At 50.5% G+C, this 22,783-nt stretch carries 14 protein-coding genes; 12 read left to right on the forward strand and 2 right to left on the reverse strand.

Going from position 1 to position 22,783, the window contains the following annotated elements:
• Positions 1-246 precede the first annotated feature (246 nt).
• From V3C10_08475 to nrdG, 4 genes are all read left to right on the forward strand, one after another.
• Positions 247-1,278 carry a hypothetical protein gene (locus V3C10_08475; protein ID WVP63821.1) on the forward strand — a complete coding sequence of 344 codons (1,032 nt, stop codon included), beginning with the start codon at positions 247-249 and terminating at the stop codon, positions 1,276-1,278.
• A gap of 398 nt (positions 1,279-1,676) precedes the next feature.
• Complete coding sequence (locus tag V3C10_08480) at positions 1,677-2,594, forward strand: GerMN domain-containing protein (GenBank protein ID WVP63822.1); 918 nt, start codon at positions 1,677-1,679, stop codon at positions 2,592-2,594.
• A 514-nt stretch (positions 2,595-3,108) separates the two neighbouring features.
• Entirely contained in the window at positions 3,109-5,286 is a 2,178-nt protein-coding gene (nrdD, locus tag V3C10_08485) for an anaerobic ribonucleoside-triphosphate reductase (protein ID WVP63823.1), read from the forward strand.
• A 9-nt stretch (positions 5,287-5,295) separates the two neighbouring features.
• Positions 5,296-5,847, forward strand: a complete 552-nt coding sequence (gene nrdG / locus V3C10_08490) for an anaerobic ribonucleoside-triphosphate reductase activating protein (protein ID WVP63824.1) — start codon at positions 5,296-5,298, stop codon at positions 5,845-5,847.
• 120 nt (positions 5,848-5,967) lie between these two features.
• On the opposite strand, the gene thrS is transcribed toward nrdG, so the two are convergent.
• On the reverse strand, positions 5,968-7,926 hold the full coding sequence (gene thrS / locus V3C10_08495; protein ID WVP63825.1) for a threonine--tRNA ligase: 1,959 nt from the start codon (positions 7,924-7,926) through the stop codon (positions 5,968-5,970).
• A gap of 1,470 nt (positions 7,927-9,396) precedes the next feature.
• Here thrS and V3C10_08500 point away from each other — a divergent pair.
• The 5 genes from V3C10_08500 (at position 9,397) to V3C10_08520 (ending at position 19,122) form a co-directional block, all read left to right on the forward strand.
• Positions 9,397-12,675, forward strand: coding sequence for a response regulator (locus tag V3C10_08500; GenBank protein WVP63826.1), 3,279 nt, complete (start codon positions 9,397-9,399; stop codon positions 12,673-12,675).
• A 59-nt stretch (positions 12,676-12,734) separates the two neighbouring features.
• On the forward strand, positions 12,735-14,120 hold the full coding sequence (locus tag V3C10_08505) for a Wadjet anti-phage system protein JetA family protein (GenBank protein WVP63827.1): 1,386 nt from the start codon (positions 12,735-12,737) through the stop codon (positions 14,118-14,120).
• The gene (locus tag V3C10_08510; protein ID WVP63828.1) at positions 14,117-14,809 is read left to right on the forward strand and encodes a DUF4194 domain-containing protein; all 693 of its coding nucleotides are present in this window, start codon (positions 14,117-14,119) and stop codon (positions 14,807-14,809) included. The genes V3C10_08505 and V3C10_08510 overlap by 4 nt, the downstream gene beginning before the upstream one ends.
• Positions 14,787-18,173 carry an SbcC/MukB-like Walker B domain-containing protein gene (locus V3C10_08515; GenBank protein ID WVP63829.1) on the forward strand — a complete coding sequence of 1,129 codons (3,387 nt, stop codon included), beginning with the start codon at positions 14,787-14,789 and terminating at the stop codon, positions 18,171-18,173. The genes V3C10_08510 and V3C10_08515 overlap by 23 nt, the downstream gene beginning before the upstream one ends.
• 151 nt (positions 18,174-18,324) lie before the next feature.
• On the forward strand, positions 18,325-19,122 hold the full coding sequence (locus tag V3C10_08520; GenBank protein ID WVP63830.1) for a prolipoprotein diacylglyceryl transferase: 798 nt from the start codon (positions 18,325-18,327) through the stop codon (positions 19,120-19,122).
• A gap of 15 nt (positions 19,123-19,137) precedes the next feature.
• Here the strand turns inward: V3C10_08520 and V3C10_08525 are convergent, their stop codons facing one another.
• Positions 19,138-20,058, reverse strand: coding sequence for a LysR family transcriptional regulator (locus V3C10_08525; GenBank protein ID WVP63831.1), 921 nt, complete (start codon positions 20,056-20,058; stop codon positions 19,138-19,140).
• A gap of 148 nt (positions 20,059-20,206) precedes the next feature.
• On the opposite strand from V3C10_08525, the gene V3C10_08530 reads away from it, so the two are divergent.
• From V3C10_08530 to speD, 3 genes are all read left to right on the forward strand, one after another.
• Positions 20,207-20,773 carry a chromate transporter gene (locus tag V3C10_08530; protein ID WVP63832.1) on the forward strand — a complete coding sequence of 189 codons (567 nt, stop codon included), beginning with the start codon at positions 20,207-20,209 and terminating at the stop codon, positions 20,771-20,773.
• Positions 20,770-21,345, forward strand: a complete 576-nt coding sequence (locus tag V3C10_08535; protein ID WVP63833.1) for a chromate transporter — start codon at positions 20,770-20,772, stop codon at positions 21,343-21,345. Before V3C10_08530 ends, V3C10_08535 begins: the two co-directional genes overlap by 4 nt.
• Positions 21,346-21,998: 653 nt before the next feature.
• Positions 21,999-22,760, forward strand: coding sequence for an adenosylmethionine decarboxylase (gene speD / locus V3C10_08540; GenBank protein WVP63834.1), 762 nt, complete (start codon positions 21,999-22,001; stop codon positions 22,758-22,760).
• Positions 22,761-22,783 lie beyond the last annotated feature (23 nt).

A 22,783-nucleotide genomic window follows, 5' to 3' on the forward strand; every position in this document is an offset into this window, starting at 1 on the left:
AATACGGTAATGAATCATAATATGGAATGGGGAGACAGAATTCGGAAAATGTGGTAAAATCATAGTGAACAGACCAGCCGGGGCGGCTTCTGGAGGCCGCCCTGAACTTTGCCGGCGACTGGGCAGAGTGCAGTGTAAGAAGGATGGAATCGAGGAGTCGGTAAAATGCGGCGCCGTGGATCAATCGGACCAGACAGAGCCGGCACACTGAGAGCGCGTTAAAAGTAATTTCGGGAGGAAGCAGTTATGAGAGACAAAAGAGTAAATGAGAAGAAAAACAGAATAAAGCCAGTCAGGACATGGCTCCTTCTTCTGGCCGCCGCCGGAATGACATTTGCCGGCACGATCACGGCCGTGGCGGAGGAGGACCGCACGCCTGTGGAGGGGGTGGCGCTCGATGTGGCGTCCTCGATTGAGGTGAAGGACAGCGGCTCCGATGTGGAGGTGACGACCGGCTCAGAAGGATGTTATATAGCAAATGTGGATGTGATCAACGAGCCGAACGGAGAGTGGAAACACAAAGACAAGCCCAAGGTGGAGGTGACGCTGGAGGCGGAGTCCGATTACTATTTCAAATCGGGATTCGGCAAGAAAAAAGTAAGCCTGACCGGTTCAAAGGGAAGCGTAAGTTCCGTGAGAAGAAAGAGTGCGGAGGAACTGATCGTGACGGTGACCTTAAAAGCCCTGAAGGCGGACGACAATGACTATGAGCTGGACACGGACGAAGTGGAGTGGAATGAATACAGCGGAGTGGGAGCGTGGAGTGACAGTGAGGACGCCTCCTATTATGAGCTGCGTCTTTACCGTGACGACAAGTTTGTGACATCTGTCCGCCCGGTGAAAGAGACCTTTTATAATTTTTCAAAATACATCACCAGCGCCGGCACCTACCGTTTTGAAGTGCGGGCCTACTATAATTCATCACGAAAAGGCGAGTGGCAGGAATCCGACACGTTGGAGGTATCTGCGGAGAAAGCGGCGGAACTCACGGCAGCGGCCGCCTATAAACCGAGCGGCAGCGGTCCTGCGGCGGGAACCTGGAAAAGTGATGCGGTGGGCTGGTGGTACAGCAATTCGGATGGGACGTATGTGACGAATAACTGGCAGCAGATAGACGGGAAATGGTATTTCTTCAACGAACAGGGATACAGGATGACCGGATGGGTCAACTGGAAGGAAAAATGGTATTTCCTGAATGAGAATGGGGAGATGCTGACAAATTCGGCGACGCCGGACGGGAAATATGTCGGCGAAGACGGCGTTCTGGCCCAACAGTGACAGCAGTATGACGAAAACCCGGTCCGCAGAAGGAAGCTCTGCGGACCGGGTTTTCGCTCGCGGTAAACGGCATTATAGTCCGGCGGCAGGTGGCAAAAGAGCTTAAAAGGACATATTATACATGAGGTGGACATACTGAAAATTCACCGAATTACTCTGAAGGGAGAAAAAAATGTCACAGCCAGGTTTTCCAACCAATAATCCTCCAATCAGCCATGAGGATACGGTAAAACCGCAGGATGAGAGGATGGAGGAACAGAGCGTGGACGGCCGGACGGCATGATGAGAAGTACAAAATATTGTAAGAATACGTAATAGAATCTCTATCAAAAACAAACCCCTCCTGTGTTACAATAAAACAAAGAAGCACGTTTTACCGCAGCACGGGAGGAGATATTATGAAACAAAGAATCAGTTCGGGAAAATGCATTACAGGTATTATGCTCATGGCTGCGCTGGCCCTGTCTTTGACGGCGTGTTCGGCGGGACGAAAGAGCGGGGAAACGAATTTACCGGGAAAGAGCTCCGAGATCGAAGAAGAAGTTCCGGGCAGCAGTGAGCCGGCCGACAGAGATGCCGCCGTGGAACAGAGCCGGGCAGCCATTGAGACGGATGAAGAGAAACAGATGCTTGAAACACAGGATGAAGCCGGGACGAAAGTGACGATATACCACGGCAACGATACGGTGGAGATGATGGTGACAAAAGAGGCGCTGCTTCCTGACTTAACTGCCGAAAACCTGGCGGACGCTCTGATTGAAGCAGGTGTCCTGGAGAAGGGCGTAAAAGTAAATTCATTGGAAATATCGGAAAAAGAGGGGATGACATACCTGGAGCTTGATTTTAACGAAGCATTCCTCACGAAACTGAACAGAATGGGAACTTCGGGAGAGTATTTCTATATGGGAGGCGTTGTCAACACGTTCCTGAAGGCGTTTGACGCATATGCGGTAAAGATCACCGTCGATGGAAAACCGGCCGAGAGCGGCCATAACATCTACAGCGAAGCTCTCCGCTTTTTCAGGCCCAATCCGGGAGAAATAACGGGCAAATATAAATTCGTAGCTTCAGAGGAGGTTCTCAAACCCTTCGTGGAGCTCGGCGAAGACGGCCGTTTTATTTTTGAATATTCAGTCCTGATGAGCTCTATACCGATGGGAGACTATGAGCTGGAGAACGGCAGGGTGGTAATGAAACGGCAGGGAACCGACGCAGTCTACGTGTTTGACATCCAGGGGGAAAACCTGGTGTATGACAAGGACGGATCCACGGATACCGGACTGGAAGATAAAGCCGTGTTTGAGCCGAGTTACTGATAAACGGGTACAACCAAAAAACATAGTGTATGGCCTGGACGGTTCTGCATCCCAACCCGCGGATGCAGAACCGTTCTGTGTCCGGATTTTGGACGCCTGGAACAGCCATACCCAAGATATGGTAATATATGGGAAAAACTAATAATGGCGGGGCGCAGAAAACCGGGGTATTTTTTTCCATAAATGCCTCGCATTCCTTTGAATTCAGGCATTTCCCAGCATCGGGACCAAACGGATGGTATTGAAAGAATCAGTTATAAAACACAAGATATGGTAGTGTGAAAAGAAAAACGAACTAATATATGGTATTTTGATGTTGACAGTATTTGTATCCTGGCTTATACTAATAAGGCAAAAGCGATACCGGAACGCATCACGTGAAGGCTACCGCCGCCAACAACGAAAAGCACGGTTTGCCGGCTTTTTATTGTCAAACAACTAATGGATGCCGGACCAGCGGCCCGGCTCACGATACTACCATATATAGAATGAGTTACAGGAGGAAGTTTGGGGTATGAAGATTATCAAACGAAACGGATCAGAAGCAGTCTTTGACATATCAAAGATCATGATGGCGGTCAGCAAAGCCAATGAGGTCGTTCAGGCGAACCAGCAGCTTAGCAAAGAACAGATTGACGCCATTGCAGAGCGGGTAGAGCAGGTATGCAGCACAAGGCCGCACACGATGAGTGTGGAGGAGATCCAGGATCTCGTTGAGAACCAGATTATGGAGCAGCAGGCATTTGAGGTGGCGAGAAAGTACATCACATACCGTTACATCAGAACGCTGAAACGTACCAGCAATACGACGGACGACAAGATTCTGAGCCTGATCGAGTGTAATAATGAGGACGTAAAGCAGGAGAATTCCAACAAGAATCCGACTGTGAACAGCGTGCAGCGTGATTATATGGCAGGCGAGGTCAGCAAGGATTTGACCACACGGCTTCTGCTTCCGCAGGAAGTGGTGGAAGCCCATGAGCAGGGGATCATCCATTTCCACGATTCCGACTACTTCGCACAACATATGCACAACTGCGATCTCGTCAATTTAGAGGACATGCTGCAGAACGGCACCGTTATCAGCGGGACGGGAATCGATAAACCGCACAGCTTTTCCACGGCCTGCAACATCGCCACCCAGATTATTGCCCAGGTGGCCAGCAGCCAGTACGGCGGCCAGAGCATCAGCCTGACCCACCTGGCTCCCTTTGTAGACGTGAGCCGCAGGAAAATCCGCCAGAGTGTGCAGGAAGAGATGGCAAGCTTAGGGATCAGCGCTACCGAAGCCCAGATGGAAGAGATGGTGAACAAGCGCCTGAAAGAGGAGATCAGCCGAGGGGTGCAGACGATCCAGTATCAGGTTGTAACCCTGATGACCACCAACGGCCAGGCGCCGTTTGTAACCGTCTTCATGTATCTCAACGAAGCGCGCAACCAGCAGGAGAAGGAAGATCTGGCGCTGATTATTGAAGAGACGCTGCTTCAGCGTTACCAGGGCGTAAAGAATGAGGAAGGCGTCTGGGTAACTCCGGCATTTCCAAAGCTGATTTACGTGCTGGAGGAAGATAATCTGAAGGAGGGAACGCCTTATTTCTATCTGACGAAGCTGGCGGCAAAATGTACGGCCAAGAGAATGGTTCCCGACTATATCAGCGAGAAGATTATGCTCCAGAACAAGGTTGATAAGAATGGTGAAGGCCACTGCTATACCTGTATGGGCTGCAGAAGTTTCCTGACCCCATACGTCGATCCTGAGACGGGAAAAGCAAAATACTACGGCAGATTTAACCAGGGCGTTGTGACTATCAACCTGGTGGATCTGGCACTTTCAAGCGAAGGTGACTTCGATAAATTCTGGGAGCTTTTTGACGAACGTCTGGAGCTCTGCCACGAGGCGCTGATGTGCAGACACAACCGCCTTAAGGGAACCCTGTCCGATGCCGCTCCGATTCTGTGGCAGCACGGCGCCCTGGCCCGGCTTGAGAAGGGGGAAGTGATCGACAAACTTCTCTACGGTGGATATTCCACCATCAGCCTTGGGTATGCGGGTCTCTACGAATGCTGTAAATATATGACCGGCAAATCCCACACCGATCCGGAGGTGACTCCGTTTGCCATGAAGGTGATGCAGCATATGAACGATATGTGTGCAAAGTGGAAGGCGGAGCATAATATCGATTTCAGCTTGTATGGAACTCCTCTTGAGTCCACCACATACAAATTCTCCAAATGCCTGCAGAAGCGCTTTGGCATTGTGGAGGGAATTACCGATAAGGGATATATTACAAACAGCTACCACGTCCACGTATCCGAAGAGATAGACGCCTTTACAAAACTGCAGTTTGAAAGCCAGTTCCAGAAGCTTTCACCGGGCGGAGCCATCAGCTATGTGGAGGTGCCAGACATGCAGGATAACCTGGAGGCTGTTATCAGCGTTCTGCAGTTCATTTACGATAACATTATGTATGCAGAGCTGAACACGAAATCCGATTACTGCCAGGAATGCGGTTACGACGGGGAAATCCGTATCGTGGAGGATGACGGAAAGCTTGTCTGGGAATGCCCGAGCTGTAAGAACCGCGATCAGTCCAAGATGAACGTAGCCAGACGTACCTGCGGATATATCGGAACACAGTTCTGGAACCAGGGACGTACCGAAGAAATCCGTGACAGGGTTCTTCATCTGTAGGAGATAATCATGAACTATGCCAATATCAAATACTGTGATATCGCCAATGGAACCGGTGTGAGGACCAGCCTTTTCGTATCGGGCTGCACTCACCGCTGTCCCGGATGCTTTAACAGTGAGGCCTGGGATTTCGGTTTTGGCGAACCATTTACGGAAGAGACGCAGCAGAAGTTGATAGACAGCCTGAAACCGGCCTACATTGCGGGACTGAGCCTCCTTGGAGGCGAACCGATGGAGCCGGCCAACCAGCGGGCGCTTCTTCCCTTCATCAGGAAGGTAAAGTCCTCCTGTCCCGGCAAGGATATCTGGTGCTACACCGGTTATACGCTGGAGAAGGATCTGACGGAAGGCGGGAGAGCGCACTGCGAGGCCACGGACGAACTGCTGGGATACCTGGATATTCTGGTAGACGGCAGGTTTGTGGAGGAGGAGTACGATATCACCCTCCGCTTCAGAGGCTCGAAAAATCAGAGGCTCATCGACCTTCCCGCCTCACTCAGGGAAGGCAGAGTTGTACTCTGGCAGGACGATCCCATGTTTGCAGGGCACGAAAAGAGATAAACAGAAGGTAAAATAGAAGATTAAGATAGTAGGTAAATTAAGAAGGAGCACCGCTCCTGATGAGAAATCACATTGATTTCATATCAGGAACGGTGCTCTTTCTTTGCTTTACAGGAATTTTTATACTTCGCTCACTTCTTCACGAATCTCTTTTGTCCGGATTTCCTTACAAATCTGCTCAATGAATTCGCCGAGCGGTTTCACGCCCTCGTCGCCTGCAAAACGGCTTCTGACGGAGACCGTCTTATCAGCCTCTTCCTGCTGACCGACAACCAGCATATAAGGAACCTTGTCAAGTCTCGTCTCGCGGATTTTATAACCAATCTTTTCGGAGCGGCTATCCAGAGTGCAGGAGATGCCGTTTTTCTTTAATTCTTTTTCCACCTCTTCCGCGTATGACTCGTATTTGTCTGAGATTGGAAGAACCCTCACCTGCTCAGGGCAGAGCCAGGTCGGGAACTTGCCAGCATACTTTTCGATGAGCCATGCCAGCGTTCTTTCATAGCATCCCATGGATGTCCTGTGGATGACATAGGGACGTACCTTTTCACCGTTCTGGTCGATGAAATACATATCAAAATTCTCGGCAATGGCACAGTCTAACTGGATTGTGATCATCGTGTCCTCTTTGCCGTACACATTCTTAGCCTGGATGTCGATCTTCGGGCCGTAGAATGCGGCTTCACCGTCGGCCTCGGTAAATGGAACCTGTTTTTCTACCAGCAGGTCGCGGATCTTGCCCTGTGTCTTCTCCCAGTACTCCTCGTCCCCGAGATATTTTTCCCGGTTGTTGGGATCCCATTTGGACAGACGGTAGGTCACGTCATCCTGAAGCCCCAGAGTAGTCAGGCAGTGGACAGCCAGATCCAGACAGCCGGCCAGTTCTTCCTCCACCTGGTCAGGACGGATAATCAGATGGCCCTCGGAGATGGTAAACTGACGGACGCGTGTCAGGCCGTGCATCTCGCCGGAGTCCTCATTCCGGAACAGGGTGGACGTTTCGCTGTAGCGCAGCGGCAGCTCGCGGTAGGAGTGCTGGTCGTTCTTGTATACGTAATACTGGAAAGGACAGGTCATCGGACGGAGTGCGAAGACTTCCTTGTCTTTTTCCTCATCTCCCAGGACAAACATGCCGTCCTTATAGTGATCCCAATGGCCGGAAATCTTATATAAATCGGATTTGGCCATCAGAGGAGTTTTGGTACGGATGTAGCCCCACTCATTGTCCTCCAGGTCTTCGACCCAGCGCTGCAGGGACTGGACGATTTTGACGCCCTTCGGCATCAGCAGGGGAAGGCCCTGGCCGATGACGTCGACCGTAGTGAAAAGACGCATCTCGCGGCCCAGCTTGTTATGGTCGCGTTTTTTAATATCCTCCAGATGTTCCAGGTAGGCGTTTAACTCTTCCTTTGTGGCAAATGCGGTTCCGTAGATTCTCTGGAGCTGGGCCTTGCTGGAATCGCCTCTCCAATAAGCCATGGAGGAGGAGATAAGCTTGAAAGCCTTGATTGGTTTTGTGCTCATCAGGTGAGGTCCGGCACAGAGATCGGTAAAATCGTCTCCCTGTCTGTAGAATGAGATTTCTTCACCCTCGGGAAGGGCCTCGATGAGCTCCACCTTGTACGGTTCCTCCCTCTCCTCCATCAGGCGGATGGCGGCAGCTTTTTCAAGCGTGAATTTCTCGAGCTTCTGTCCCTGTTTGATGATTTTTTTCATCTCCTTTTCCAGATTGTCAAGATCTTCTCTGGTAAACGGCTCCGTGTCAAAATCATAGTAGAATCCATTTTCAATGGACGGGCCGATGGTCAGCTTGGCCTGGGGACGCATCCGTTTAACGGCTTCAGCCAGGACATGGGAACAGGTGTGGCGGATGGCGGAAAGTCCTTCCGGATCCTTTGCGGTCAGGATATTTAAGGTACAGTCACTGTCCACAACGGTTCTGAGATCCGCGGTTTTGCCGTCAATCTCTCCGGCACAGGCAGCGCGCGCAAGGCCTTCGCTGATGTCGAAGGCAATGTCAATGATGGATTTCGGTTCGGAATATTCTCTCTGAGAACCGTCTTTTAATGTGATGATCATAATTTGTCTCCTTTATGGTATGAATGTGTTTAACGTTTCTGAAGGTAATGTCCCGCCGGACATTTTCCGGTCAGGATGCCTTTTCAGGCCAGGAAACTGCGTTCCTGATCAAAAAAAGCCCTCCTGCAGCACAACTGCTGCAAGGGGCGGGCATATCTGCTCGCGGTTCCACCCTTTTTATATGGTTGACGGTGAGAAACGCGTACTGCGCTTTCCATCACCGTGCCGGAAATCCGGCTGGTTAACCTCTCATTGATCATGATGAAAACAGCTGAAATAAGTTTCATCATATCGGATGATAACGGGATCACCGGGCCGTATTAAGGCCGCTCCGGGCTGGTAACAGCGGCTTCCCAATAAGGCGCTTCCACCCAATGCGTCTCTCTCTGGATTGTTGTGCGTGCTGCAGGTCCCTTCATAGCGTTTGGACTGTTCAATTTTCCTTTTTATTATAGCATGGAAGGGGGATTTGTCAAAGGGTTTAATTTTAGTTGGGATGCGGGGACGGTTCTGTAAGACGGCGGACGGGGGAGTGGGTGGGTGTTTATGAGTCTTCAGTCCCGGTTTATAGGGTGTGGTGAGGGGGAATCCAGGAGAAAAGATTCCTGCGGGGACCCGCTTCCGCTTGTGGAGCGCACAGCGGATGCTAAGCTCGAAAGGACCTCGCTAAGCACCGGCGGGCTCCAATGTCCCCTTCGGAATCTTTTCTCCTTCCTTCCCCGGGCAGGTTGTCGACGGGACTGAAGACTCAGCGAAGATGATTGCCCCGTCCGCCGGCTTCAGAGCCTGATTGTCTCTTTCGCCAAGTGCGGAGAGATGTATTGTCGCGGCCACTACTAAGTTGTGATACTTTATATTCTGACGGCATCTCAGACGAAATATAAAATAAAGTCAATGCTGCTTGTAAAGCAAAAGCCGACGTTGTTTTCAATATAGAACTCAATGTAGTGGCGGCAACAATATTTTCCCCCTCTTGAAGAAATAGAACAGATCAGCGGCCGCAGGCCGACGGGGCGGAATGGCCGATAACCTGCCCGGTCTTCAGTCCCGGCCATAATCTTGCCTGTGGGGGAGGAGGGAGAAAATATTCCGAAGGGGACATGGGAATCCGCCGGTGCTTGCTGAGATTTTTCACGAAGCTAGCATCCGCTGCGCATTCCACAAGCGGGAGCGGGTCCCCGCAGGAATTTTTTCTCCCGGATTCCCCACCCGCGACACCCTAAAAACCGGGACTGAAGACTCATAACCATCCCTACCCATTCCGCCCCCCAGGCTATCCGGCTGCGTTCTCATTTCTCAACGAAATCCCCGTCTTTTTCTTTACCTGAGTCTCTAATTCTGATATAATCTTATATTGGATAAAAACGAGCGAACAGGTGCATCCGGCGGGCAGACTGCCTGTACAAAGATGCGGGCCGGGGTGGCGGAACGTCAGTGGGCAGGCCGCCGTTTCAGGAGAAGGGGAGTTAAATGAAGGATGAGATCCTGAAGGAAATAAGGGATTTGACAAAAGAGATACTGCATAAATATTTTTGTGAATCTGATATGGAATTTCTGATATCCAAGTTTGCGCCGGACATTGTGTGGATCGGGGCGGGCGAGAAGATGAAGGCAGAGGGACGTGAAGCAGTGGCGGAGGCCTTCCGTGCAGGAAAAGGCGATATGATTCCATGTGAGATGTATGATGAGACATTTACCGTGCGGGAATTGGCGGAGAACTGTTATTTCTGTGAGAGTACGGGATGGGTGGAGTCGGTGGAGGGAACCAGGATGTACATGAAACTCCACCAGAGAGCGACTTTCATCTACCGCAGGGAGAACGGAAAACTCTGGCTTGTGCACCTCCATCACTCGGCTTCCTATGGAGATGTGAAGGATGATGAGCTGTTTCCGGTGACGGCTGCGAGGGAGTCCTACGAGCAGCTTCAGGAGATTTTAAACCAGAGGGATCGTCAGATAGAACTGATGCTTGAGCAGCTTCCCGGAGGAATGCAGATTTGTTTGAATGACGACAGGTTCACCACCCGGTGGGTAAGCCCGAGCCTCTGTCAGATGCTGGGTTTCGGCAGCCAGACGGAATATGCAGATGCAACGGGCAACTGCTGTAAGAACTTTATTCTGCCCGAAGATTTCGCCGCAGTAAGGTCGGAAATTGGGGAGGGCCTTAACCGGGGAGACTCTTATTACACGGAATACCGTATTACCAGAAAAGACGGGAGTGTTATCTGGGTTGCCGATCTCGGGAAAAAAGTATATGAACAGGACGAAGAAGTGCTTTACAGTTTCATTACCGATATAACGGAGAAGAAACAAAATGAGCTGAAAATCGAGAGTGCGGCCAGGGAAGTGGAGCGGACGGCAAAATTCCTCACCCAGCTTTACAATACGGTTCCCTGCGGAATCCTTCAGTTTACGACGGATCCCTCTCACCGTCTCGTCAGCGTCAACCGGACGGCCTGGGAATTTTACGGCTATGCGTCGGAGGAGGAGTACAGAAACCATATTAAAACACCGTTTCAGATGGTGCTTGACAAAGATATGGACTGGGTTATGAAGACGGCGGAATCACTGACCCTGTGGGGGGATGTGGCTGCTTATACCAGAGAGAGCAGAAAGCAAAACGGGGAACAGGTCTGGGTTAATGTCACGATGGGCCGGATTGTCAATGCGGACGGCGAGGAGGTAATCCAGGCGGTATTTACCGATATTACCGAGATTAAGCGAATTGAACTGGAAGCGGAAAAGCAGAGGCTGATCGAGAACCAGTCGCTGCGTGCCGCCATCTGTACGGCATATCCTCTGATTATGAGGGTGAACCTGACGAGGGATTACTATGACTGTTTTGTGGAAGAACAGAATGCCTACACGATCAACCGGTGCGGCAGTTACGATGAGATGATTCTGGAGAGCAGCAGCCGGACTTATCCCGCATACAGGGAAGATTATCTAAAGACGTTTTCCAGGGAAAATATAATTCAGAAGTTTTCGGGCGGTGAGAAGGAGGTATACCTGGAGTATCGTCAGATGGGCTCCGACGAACAGTACCACTGGATTTCTTCACACCTGATTTTCGTTGAGAATTCCGTGAGCGGAGATATGATTGCCATCAGGATGATTAAACTTCTGGATGCACAGAGGGCGGAGACGGCGAAGCAGGAGCAGCTTTTGCGAGATGCCCTGGCGGCGGCAAAGGCGGCCAATAACGCCAAGTCCGACTTCCTTTCCAGGATGAGCCACGATATCAGGACACCGATGAACGCGATTATCGGAATGAGTACCATCGGCAAACTGAAAATAGAGGATCCGGTCCGGGTGAAGGACTGCTTTGATAAGATTGACACCTCATCCAGATACCTTTTGTCGCTGCTCAACGATATTCTCGACATGTCCAAGATCGAGACGGGGAAAATGACGCTGTCCAGTGAAACCTTTGATTTCATTGAAATGATTGCCGAGATCAACTCCATCATATTCCCGCAGTCCCTGGAACGCGGAATTGACTATGAGATTCACCACAAGGACCCGCTGGAACGCTACTATATCGGCGATTCCCTGCGGCTTAAACAGATCCTGATGAACCTGCTGTCCAATGCCGTGAAATTTACAATGGCCGGTGGGAAGATCCGGATAGAGATAGAAGAGGAAAAACGCGTCAACGGTTTTGCCATACTGAAGCTCTCCGTCAGCGATACGGGAATCGGCATGTCTGCGGAGTTCCTGGAGAAGCTTTACCAGCCTTTTGAACAGGAGACGGCGGACAGCGCGAGAAACAAGATCGGCAGCGGCCTTGGCTTGTCTATCGTGTATAACCTTGTCAATCTGATGGGCGGAGACATTAAGGCGGAGAGCAGGAAGAATGAGGGAAGCCGTTTTACGGTCAGACTTCCCTTCGGCCTTCTTCACGATGACGGGGAAAGAGAAAAAGAGCGCAAAACACGGGAACTGTTAAAGGGCCTGAAAGTTCTGATTGCGGATGACAATGAATACATAGGTGAGCAGGCTGCCGCGATTTTGGACGGAATCGGCGCAGGTACCGTGTTCGTAAATTCCGGTATCAAAGCGGTGGCGGAAGTGGAGAAAGCCCTGGTGGCGGGATGGATGTTTGACGTGGCGATGATCGACTGGAGGATGCCGGAGATGGACGGCATCGAGACGGTCCGGCGCATCAGGGAACTGACGGGGCCGAACACGATGATCATTATCATCTCCGCCTATGACTGGAGCAGCATCGAGGCGGAAGCCAGGGCGGCGGGAGCGGATTACTTTATCTCAAAACCGCTGTTTCGGACATCGGTATACGAAACATTTACAAAGTTCCGGGCAGGCCGCAGCGCCAGCCTGAGCAAACAGGCCATGGAAAGTGAATTTCTTGGAAAGAAGATTCTTCTGGTGGAAGATAATGAACTGAACCTGGAGATTGCCAAATCGCTTCTGGAAATGCACGGCCTCTGCATCGTGACGGCGGCAGACGGGCAAAACGCCGTAGAGACGTTTGAGGCATCGCCGGAAAACAGCTTTTTTGCGGTTCTGATGGATATCAGAATGCCTGTGATGAACGGGTTAGAGGCTACGAGAGCCATCCGTTCCATGGATAGAAGGGACGCGGCGACGGTTCCGATTCTGGCTATGACGGCCAACGCGTTCGAGGAAGACAGGTGCCAGGCCATGGAAGCCGGAATGAACGGATATCTTGTGAAGCCGCTTGACCTCTCGGTGCTCCTTGCGGCGCTTAAATCCCTGGAGAATTAGAGCGGGGGAAATATGGCATTATATCGCGGTGTGATGGCGAAAGACAGCGGAGGCGGAAGATGAAACTGATGAATGAAATACCGGACCGGTTTTGGGGCCTATTCCGCTCCGTCAACCGGCCCATCTACATAGAGGCATTGTTGAAAATAAACGAAGAATACGAATACAGTAACTATTTTCTGAGCAGGGAGGCCTGCATACGGATTCTGGGTGAACACTTTGCCCGTAAAAAGTATGTAATTTGGCAGGATGAGATGGAGGACGATCTGGATACGCTGGAACCGCCGGCGACCAGAGTCCTCAACTGGCTGCTCCGTGCAGGCTGGCTCAGGAAAGTAGACGACTATGCATCCATGACGGCCAATATTGTAATCCCCGATTACGCAGCCGTCATGCTGGACGCATTCGGAAAGCTTTTGAACGATGAGGAAGACGAAACTCAGATCTATATTCAGAATATCTATGCAATTCTGTTTTCCCTTAAGAATGACAAGAGAGCGGGCTTAAGCCTGTTAAATACTGCGCTGATCAACACGAAAAGGCTCAATAAGACGCTTCAGGATATGCTGCATAACATGGATAAATTTTTTGCAGGCCTTCTGGAGCAGAAGACCTATGGAAATCTGTTAAAAGATCACCTGGAGGGCTATGTGGAGGAAATCGTCAGGAAGAAATATCACATTCTTAAGACGTCGGACAACTTTTATCTGTATAAAAACGACATCAAGTTCTGGATTGCAGAGATGAGGGAGGATGGCCGCTGGCTTGAAAATCTTGTGCGAAAGGGCGGAGGGACGGTATCGGACGACGGTGCAGTGGATGAAGAAAAGCTTACCGAAATCCAGGAGACACTGAGCCAGATTGAGAGAGGTTTCGATGACATCGAGCGCAGGATTTCCAACATGGATAAGGAGCATTCCAGATATGTGAGAGCCACCGTGACGAGGTTAAACTACCTTTTGAACCAGGAGGACAATACCAAGGGCCTGATTATCCGTCTGCTCAACCATCTGTCGGACGACGGCGGTCAGGATGAAAAGCTGGTTCAAATCGGCAGCAGGATGAATCTGTCCCAGATGAATATCCTGTCGGAGGGCTCGCTCTATAAACGGAGGAGGGTGAAGGCGGATTTTGCAAAGGACCTGGAACCGGACGAGGAAGAAAAAGAGCTGACAACAGAGGAAATACTTAACCTGAACCGTGTAAAGTGCCGCTACAGCCGCGCCGAGATAGAGAGCTTTATCACACAGCGCGCCGTTTCGGGAAAGATGGAAGTGGGAGAGAAGACGGTTACAAATGATGAAGAATTTGAGAAACTGATCCTGGCCTATGATTACTCCACCAGACAGAAAAGTCTGTACCATGTGGAGGAGGAAGAGGCTGAACTGATAGACAACGGCAGATACCGCTATCCGAAGCTGGTATTTGTAAGGAGGGACAAATGACAGAAATTCCGTATTTTGACGGTCTGATGGGGGAAGAGCAGAAGGAGGTTACGGACTCTATCCGTCTCCTGCTCCGCCAGACCTTTATCCTGGAACGCAAATACGACAGACGGACGGGACGGTTCCAGTATAACCGTGAATTCAGGATCTGCAACAAGCATCTGGAATTCATACGGCTCTATTTTTCAATCAGCGGTATCTCTGTCTGTGAAAACAGCCAGCTGGGCGTGATTTATATCCAGGGAGAAACGCTGGTGGGAGATAAGCTGCCGAGGCTTGCCACCCTGTACCTGCTGATTCTGAAACTGATTTACGACGAACAGATGGAGAGTGTGTCCACCAGCGTAAATGTTTACACGACGCTGGGAGAGATGCATGAGAAGCTGGGGAGCTACCGCCTTTTTAAAAAGCAGCCTTCCCCAACCGATATTAAAAGAGCCGTGACGCTGCTTAAAAAATACCAGATTATAGAGCCTCTGGAGCTTTTAGATGATTTAAAGGGAAGCAGCAGGCTGATCGTTTACCCCTGCATCAACGTGGTGCTGATGGGGGATGATGTCAGGGAACTTCTGGAATCCTTTATGGACGAGGAACCGGGCTCAGAACCCGAATTGGAAACAGAGGCGGAGCCGGGAGGAGCAGACAGTACGCAGGAGGAGGAGCAGGATGACACAGCAGACGAGGAATGATACGGACCGTTTTGTGGCGCTTTCCCGCATTTGCCTGAATAACTGGCACTATATCAGCAGGAAAACCCTCTCTTTCAGCGAGGAGATCAATTTTTTTACCGGCCATTCCGGGAGCGGCAAATCCACCGTAATCGATGCAATGCAGATTGTGCTGTACGCCAATACGGACGGAAGGGGATTTTTCAACAAGGCCGCCGCGGATGATTCGGACCGGAGCCTGATTGAATACCTCAGAGGCATGGTGAATATTGGAGAAAATAATGAGTTTGCCTATTTAAGGAACCGGAATTTCTCTACGACCATAGTCCTGGAACTGAAGAGGACGGACACACAGGACTGCCAGTGCGTCGGTATCGTATTCGACGTGGAGACCTCCACGAATGAGATTTCAAGAAAATTTTTCTGGCACAAGGGGCCGCTGTGGGAAGACGGTTACCGGACGGGCGAACGGGCGATGACCATCGCCGAGGTGGAGGAGCGGCTGAACCGTTCCTACGGCAAAGAAGAGTGCTTTTATACCTCCCACAACGAGAGGTTCCGCCGGATCCTCTACGATGTGTATCTGGGAGGCCTCGACCAGGAAAAATTCCCCCTGCTTTTTAAACGGGCGATTCCCTTCAGGATGAATATCAAGCTGGAGGATTTTGTAAAGGAATATATCTGCATGGAGCAGGATATCCACATTGAGGATATGCAGGAGAGCGTCATGCAGTACGGCAGAATGAGAAAAAAGATAGAGGATACCTGCCGGGAAATTGAGGAGCTGAAGGCCCTTTCTGAGAAATACAGGGCGGTGGAGGCACAGGAAGAACTGATCCGGAAAAACACCTATTACATGGATAAGATGGAGATTCTGGATCTGCGCATCCAGGTGGCCGGACTGTCGGACCGGATGGAACAGACTGCATTTGACCTGCGAAAACAGGAAGAGACGGGGCAGCAGGTAAAAAGCCAGATTGCGGCGCTTAAGGCAAAGAGCGATGAACTTCTCCGCCAGATTTCTTCCACCGGTTATGATGAACTGAAGGAGAAGCTTAAGGGGATGAACGAACTCCTGGAGCGTCTTATGAAAAGTGAGGACAGGTGGCAGAGGACGGCCGCCGGGTTAAAGGCCTGGGTGGACGAGGATATCACATCCAACCAGACCATCTGGGATATAGAGGAATTCGAGGCCCGATCCATCGACAGGGCCGTTCTCGAACGGCTGAAAAGTTCGGTGGAAGAGACGAGGGAGGACGTGGCCAGGCAGAAGCAGGAGGCCGGAGCCGCCATCCGTGAACTGGTAAAGAGGGAGAAACAGGCCGTCGAAGAGCTGGAGAAGCTCCGGGCCGGAGGAAAAGCATACCCCAAATACCTGGAAAATGCCCGCTCCTACATAAAAAAGCGGCTGTTTGAGGAACGGAAAAAACAGGTGGAGGTTTATGTCCTTTCCGATCTTCTGGACGTTAAAAGCGACGAGTGGAGAAATGCCGTGGAGGGCTATCTGGCCGGAAACAAGCTGTCTCTTGTCGTGCCGCCCGCCTATGCGAAAACGGCGATGGAACTATACGGGGAACTGGACCGAAAAGAATACTGGAACGTAGCGGTCCTCGACACGGAGAAGGCGGCGGAAATCACACCTCAGGTCTTTGAAAACGCCCTGTCGGAGGAGGTTCTCGTCAAGGAGGATTATTTAAGGCCATACATCGATATGCTTCTTGGAAAGGTTATTAAATGCCGCACCATAGAGGAACTCCGTAAAAACAGGACTGGAATCACGCCCGACTGCATGCTGTACCACAATTTACGCCTGCAGTTTGTAAATCCCGACCACTATACAAAATTCGCCTATATTGGAAAAGCCAGTGTGAGAAAAAGAATCAGGCTGCTGGAGGAGGAGATCACGCGCTGCCGCACGGAGAGAGCGCCGCAGGAAGAACTGCAGAAGGAATGCGGCCGCATCCTGGAGCTTGAAAAGATGGAGAGCAGTGCGGACACTTACCTGGAATGGCTTGAAGATATCAGGCAGCTAAAGATCAAGACAAGAGAGCAAAACCAGCTGAAAGAAAAGCTCCGGAAGATGAAGGAGCAGAACATTGACGAGTGGGAGAAGGAAAGAGAGGCGGTTGAGGTTCTGAGATCCGGTAAGGAAGAGGAACTGCGTGAGATCGACCGGCAGACGAACCGGAGCCAGGAGGAGCTGGAGCGGTTAAAGAAAGAGGCCGTCTGGAAACAGGGAGAACTTTCCGACAGGGAGCGTGATTTCAAAGAAGAAAAGATGCTGGAAGAGCAGCTTTGCGAGTTCCTCTCCAAACGTGACAACCCGAATTACGACAAGCTGAGGGATTATTTTAAGGGACAGGCCGGTTCGGCGGCGGAAGCCAGGGATCAGGCGTTTGATATTCTGCTGTCTGAGCGGCTCGCTTACCTGAAACGGTATCCAAACAGGAATTTTTCACCCAGCGTGAGAAATAATGAGGCGTATGAAAAGCTGCTTGTTACACTCGGCTGCGATAATCTGGAGCATTACAGGGAGGCGGCCGCGGAGCAGGCAAAGACGGCGGTGGAGCGTTTCAAAGACGATTTTATGTATAAAATCCGCAGCGCCATCGGCGAGGCCATCGGCCGCAAGGACGAACTCAACCGGATTATCAGCAGCCTGAACTTTGGAAAGGACAAATATCAGTTTGTCATTGGGAAAAACAAGGGGGCGGACGGCCGTTTCTACGATATGTTTATGGATGAAGCTCTGGAGATCAATCCTTCGAAGCTCAGCCAGTCCTTTGAAAACCAGCTCAACTTCTTTACAATGGAGCATGAAAACCAGTATGGAGAACAGATTAACGAACTGATAAGCATCTTCATCCCACCGGAAAACGCGTCGGCCGAGGAGATGGAGGAAGCCAGAAGAAACATGGATAAATATGCGGATTACCGCACCTACCTCTCCTTTGATATGCAGCAGATCATCCGAAACGACGACGGCGTCATGAAGCTGCAGCTCAGCAAGATGATCCGGAAAAACTCGGGCGGAGAGGGGCAGAACCCGCTGTATGTAGCGCTCCTTGCAAGCTTTGCCCAGGCCTACCGCATCGGCCTTTCACCGAAACTCAGAAGAAATCCGACGATCCGTCTCGTGGTGCTGGACGAGGCATTTTCAAAAATGGATGCGGAGAAAGTGGCCAGCTGTATCCAGTTAATCCGTGACCTGGGCTTCCAGGCCATCATAAGCGCCACCAATGATAAGATCCAGAATTACGTGGAGAATGTGAATAAGACGTTTGTGTTTGCCAATCCGAATAAAAAGGCGATTTCCATCCAGGAGTTTGAGCGGGAGGAGATGCCGAAACTGATTGGGATGGTGGAAACCCCTCCCTTTTATTAAATTTCTCTGAAAAAAACCACATATCCGTTGCGGTAACCCTGAAAAAAAGTTATACTAATGTCCGATGCAAGAATTACACATCTGTATTACCGGTGTTTTTACATGGCCGGAATGCGGACAATACCGCATCAATACACGAACGGAGGACAATATGCATAACGACTTGCTTACAATCGGCGGCGTCACGATACACGGATACGGCCTCATGATAGGGCTGGGCTTTGTGGCTGCTTATTTTATGACGGAACACAGGGCGCAGAAACAGGGGCTTGACAGTGACAAGATTATTTCCCTGGCTCTGTGGGTAATTGTGTCCGGGCTTATCAGTGCAAAGCTGCTGTATTACATCACAATATTTGACGATATCGTTAAAAACCCAAAGCTGCTTCTGGATTTTGGGGACGGTTTTGTGGTTTACGGAGGAATTATCGGAGGGATTTTTGGAGGCTACCTATTTTCACGCGTTTACAAGATTTCATTTTTCCGGTATTTTGACCTGGTTATGCCGGCGGTCGCACTGGCGCAGGGACTGGGAAGAATCGGATGTTATCTTGCCGGATGCTGCTATGGTATCCAGGCGGACAGCCCGATTTCCATCGTGTTTACGAATTCGGCCTTTGCACCCAACGGGGTGCCGCTTCTGCCGACCCAGTTGATTTCCAGCGGACTTAATTTCGTACACTGCATGATCCTGCTTCTGTTTGCCAAGCGGGCGAAAGCGCCGGGGCAGGTATCGGCTCTGTATCTGATTTGCTACAGCGCGGGACGTTTTGTTCTCGAATATTTCAGAGGAGACCTGATACGCGGTTCGGTGGGCACGTTCTCCACCTCCCAGTTTATCTCCATTTTCATCTTTGCGGCAGGCGTGATTCTGTTTATTGCCAGCCCGAAGTTCAAAAAGGAGAGCACAGCCGGGGCTGCGGCGGGAAACAGCAAAGAGCAGCAGTAATCGGCCGGGAAGTTTTTAACAGGGCGGAAGTTCCGGCACGGCGTCGTCACGGCAGAGTTCCTCTGCGGTGACGGAGCAGAAGGCAATGAATTCACGCGCCACTTCCGGCAAATATTTGTTTTTATGGTAAAGAATTGAAAAGATGCGTTCCAGATTGATGTTTTTGAGGCCGACCTCTTTGAGGGCGCCGCTTAATAAATCTTTCTGTACGACGAGCCTGGGGAGGATTGTGATCCCCAGGTTTTTTTTGAGGGCTTCAATGATGGCCTCATTGCTGGCGCTCTCCCAGGCGGGAGTAATCTTCAGGCCGTGGAGAGCGCAGAGGCTTTTGACAATTTCGCTGGTTGCGCTGCCCGTCTCACGCATCAGAAAATCATAGGGCAGAAGTTCATCCGGCAGGACGCAGTCCTTTTTTGCGAGTGGGTGTGAAGAGCCGCAGAGGAGACAGAGGCGGTCTTTCATAAATGGGATGTCGACGAACTGTGGGGCGGAGGGGGATCCTTCCACCAGCGCAAAGTCGATCTGATTGGACAGAAGCGCCTCCTCGACGGCCGAATAATTTTTAATGAGGGCCTTCACCCTGAAATCGGGATGCTGTTTTCTGAAACGCACCAGAAGCTCCGGAAGCAGACGGGAGCCGATGGTAATGCCTGCGCCGACTCTCAGGGTGCCGGTGGAACCCGACTTCTTCATTCCCTTTTCCATCTCGTCAAAAAGTGAGGAGATGTGAAGGGCATAGCTGTAGAATTGGCGGCCGGCCTCCGTTATATAGATACGCCTTGCCATACGGTCAAAAAGGCGGAGTCCGTAATATTCTTCCAGCTCACTGATGGCGAGACTCACGGAGGGCTGTGCCAGATGCAGTTTCGCGGCGGCTTTTGTGATGCTTTCGCATTGATATACGGTGACAAAGATTCGGATATGGCGGAGTGTCATACTGTCTTCCTTTCTATCGGGGGGAGGCATATCATTTTAAATACATAATGAATTAATTATCTATATTATATAATAATAGTATTTTACAAATAAATCAAGAACGGGTATAATTCGAGTAACCGGACTTAAAACAAGGGAGGAAAGGGACATGGAAAAGAAGAAAGTAATCTGGAAACTGTTTATTTCCACGCTCTATCTGAGCGCTTTTACTTTCGGAGGAGGGTATGTCATCATCACACTGATGAAGAAGAAATTCGTAGATGAATATCACTGGATCGACGAGGAGGAGATGCTGGATCTGGTAGCCATTGCCCAGTCTGCCCCAGGACCGATTGCAGTCAACGGGGCGATAGTCGTAGGCTATCAGCTGGCTGGTGTTCCCGGGCTTTTAATGTCCATACTGGGAACCGTGACCCCGCCTTTTGTCATTCTGTCGGTGGTATCGATGTTTTACACGGCGTTTCGCGACAACCTCTATATCGCCCTGATGCTCCAGGGCATGCAGGCCGGAGTCGGAGCGGTAATTGCTTCCGTTGTTTACGATATGGGCGAGGGCATTGTGAGGGGGAAAAGTTATATTTCCATCCTGATTATGGTTCTGTCCTTCATTGCCGTGTATTTCCTTAATATCAGCGCGGTTTACATTATATTGGCCTGCGGTATTTTCGGCGCCGTGAGGACGGTAGTTTCACAGAAAGGAGGAAAGGCATCATGATCTATCTGCAGCTTTTTCTCAGTTTCCTTCAGATTGGCGCATTCAGTTTCGGCGGCGGTTATGCTGCGATGCCCCTGATCCAGGCACAGGTCGTGGATCTGCACCGGTGGCTCAGCTTGGGGGAGTTTACCGATTTAGTCACAATATCCCAGATGACGCCCGGTCCCATCGCTATCAACTCGGCCACCTTTGTCGGTCTTAAGATAGCCGGCTTTCCGGGCGCTCTCTGCGCCACCTTCGGCTGTATCCTGCCTTCCTGTATTATCGTGTCGGTTATCGCATGGATTTATATGAAATACAGGAAAATGACACTTCTTCAGGGAATCCTGAATTCCCTGCGTCCCGCCGTGGTATCCCTGATCGGGGCGGCCGGACTCTCTATTATGATTACCGCTTTCTTCGGGGAGCAGGGGGGAATCCTCCTCTCAAACCTGAAAGTTCAGGCGGTGGTGATTTTCTGTATAGCGGTATTTTTGCTCAGGTGGAAACACATGAATCCGGTAACGGTGATGGTGTTGTCGGGAGTGATTCAGGTTGGTTTTTATTTTGGAGGGCTTGCGATATTTCGTTGAAAATTTTTTACTTGACTTCACCCCACAAAAAATGATATGATACTCGCGACATGGGAAATGATGATTTTTTGGATGAGTCATCCATGCAAATATTCTTGACCACCCGCCGTAGACGGGTAGAGGCCATACGGACAGCCGGGTCAAATGCCGAGCGGCAACTTTCGTTGCCTTATTGATTGAGTTAGAAGCTCAAATTTTATAAGTTGGTTACTTTATAACCGGTGCGATGATGCACATCAACTTGTGAAACGGTCAATAAGAGTGGTAAAAGTAAAATATTTGCTATATAGACTCTGAAAATCTAAGTTTTCCTGAATCGTGAGAACGCCCGGGAAGGGTGTATAAAAATTATGATGCGGCGGGAGTATACCCGGCGGATCCAGGAGAATCGAACAAAGACTGAGATTATGCGCAAGTGATGGTGACACATTACTTGCGCTTTTTTAATTCATAGGAAATTACGTCCTATGAATTAAAAAACGCTCCGCGAGAATGCACATGCCGCGCAGAGGTAAATAGTTGCTGAAGCAACCGCGCGGCAGCGCAAGAATCCAGCGAGCGGGATTCTATGAACGATTACCCTGGAACGGGGAAACAGGTTTTAGGTTACTGGGTACGGAGTAAACAGTAACGAAACAGGAGAAGGAGAGAAGATGGATCAGAAGTTAAAATTATATGGTTTTAATAACCTGACAAAAGCCCTCAGTTTTAATATTTACGATGTCTGTTACGCCAAAACGCCCAGGGAGCAGAAGGATTACATAGCCTATATCGACGAGCAGTATAATTCCGACCGTCTGACCGGAATCCTGACGACGCTGACGGATATGATTGGAGCGACCGTGTTAAACATTTCTCAGCAGGACTATGAGCCGCAGGGGGCGTCCGTGACGCTTCTGATAGCCGAGGGTTCTATGGTCCCGGTGGGGCGGGAGACACAGGTGGCCCATCTCGACAAAAGCCATGTGACGGTCCATACCTATCCGGAATACCATCCGGAAACGTGTCTGGCTACCTTCCGCGTGGATATCGACGTGGCTACCTGCGGGGAGATTACGCCGCTGTCCACGCTCGATTACCTGATCGGTTCCTTTGATTCGGATATCATCACAATGGATTACCGTGTCCGCGGATTCACGAGGGATATGGACGGCAGGAAGCTGTTTATGGATCACCGCGTCAAGTCCATCCAGGATTATATTGCGGAGGAGACACTGCGCAGATACGATGTGGTGGATATCAATGTCTACGAGGCCAATCTTTTTCATACCAAGATGATGGTGAAAGACATAGACCTGCAGAATTATCTGTTTAAAACAGATGTTTACGAGCTTCCGCCGAGAACCAGGCTGGCCATCATGGACAGCCTGCGCCGGGAGATGATTGAGATTTTCAGCGGACGCAATATTTATTAACAAGAAGACGGAACCAGGGAGGA

This window comes from [Clostridium] symbiosum, assembly GCA_036419695.1.
Taxonomy (GTDB): Bacteria; Bacillota; Clostridia; order Lachnospirales; family Lachnospiraceae; genus Otoolea; species Otoolea symbiosa_A.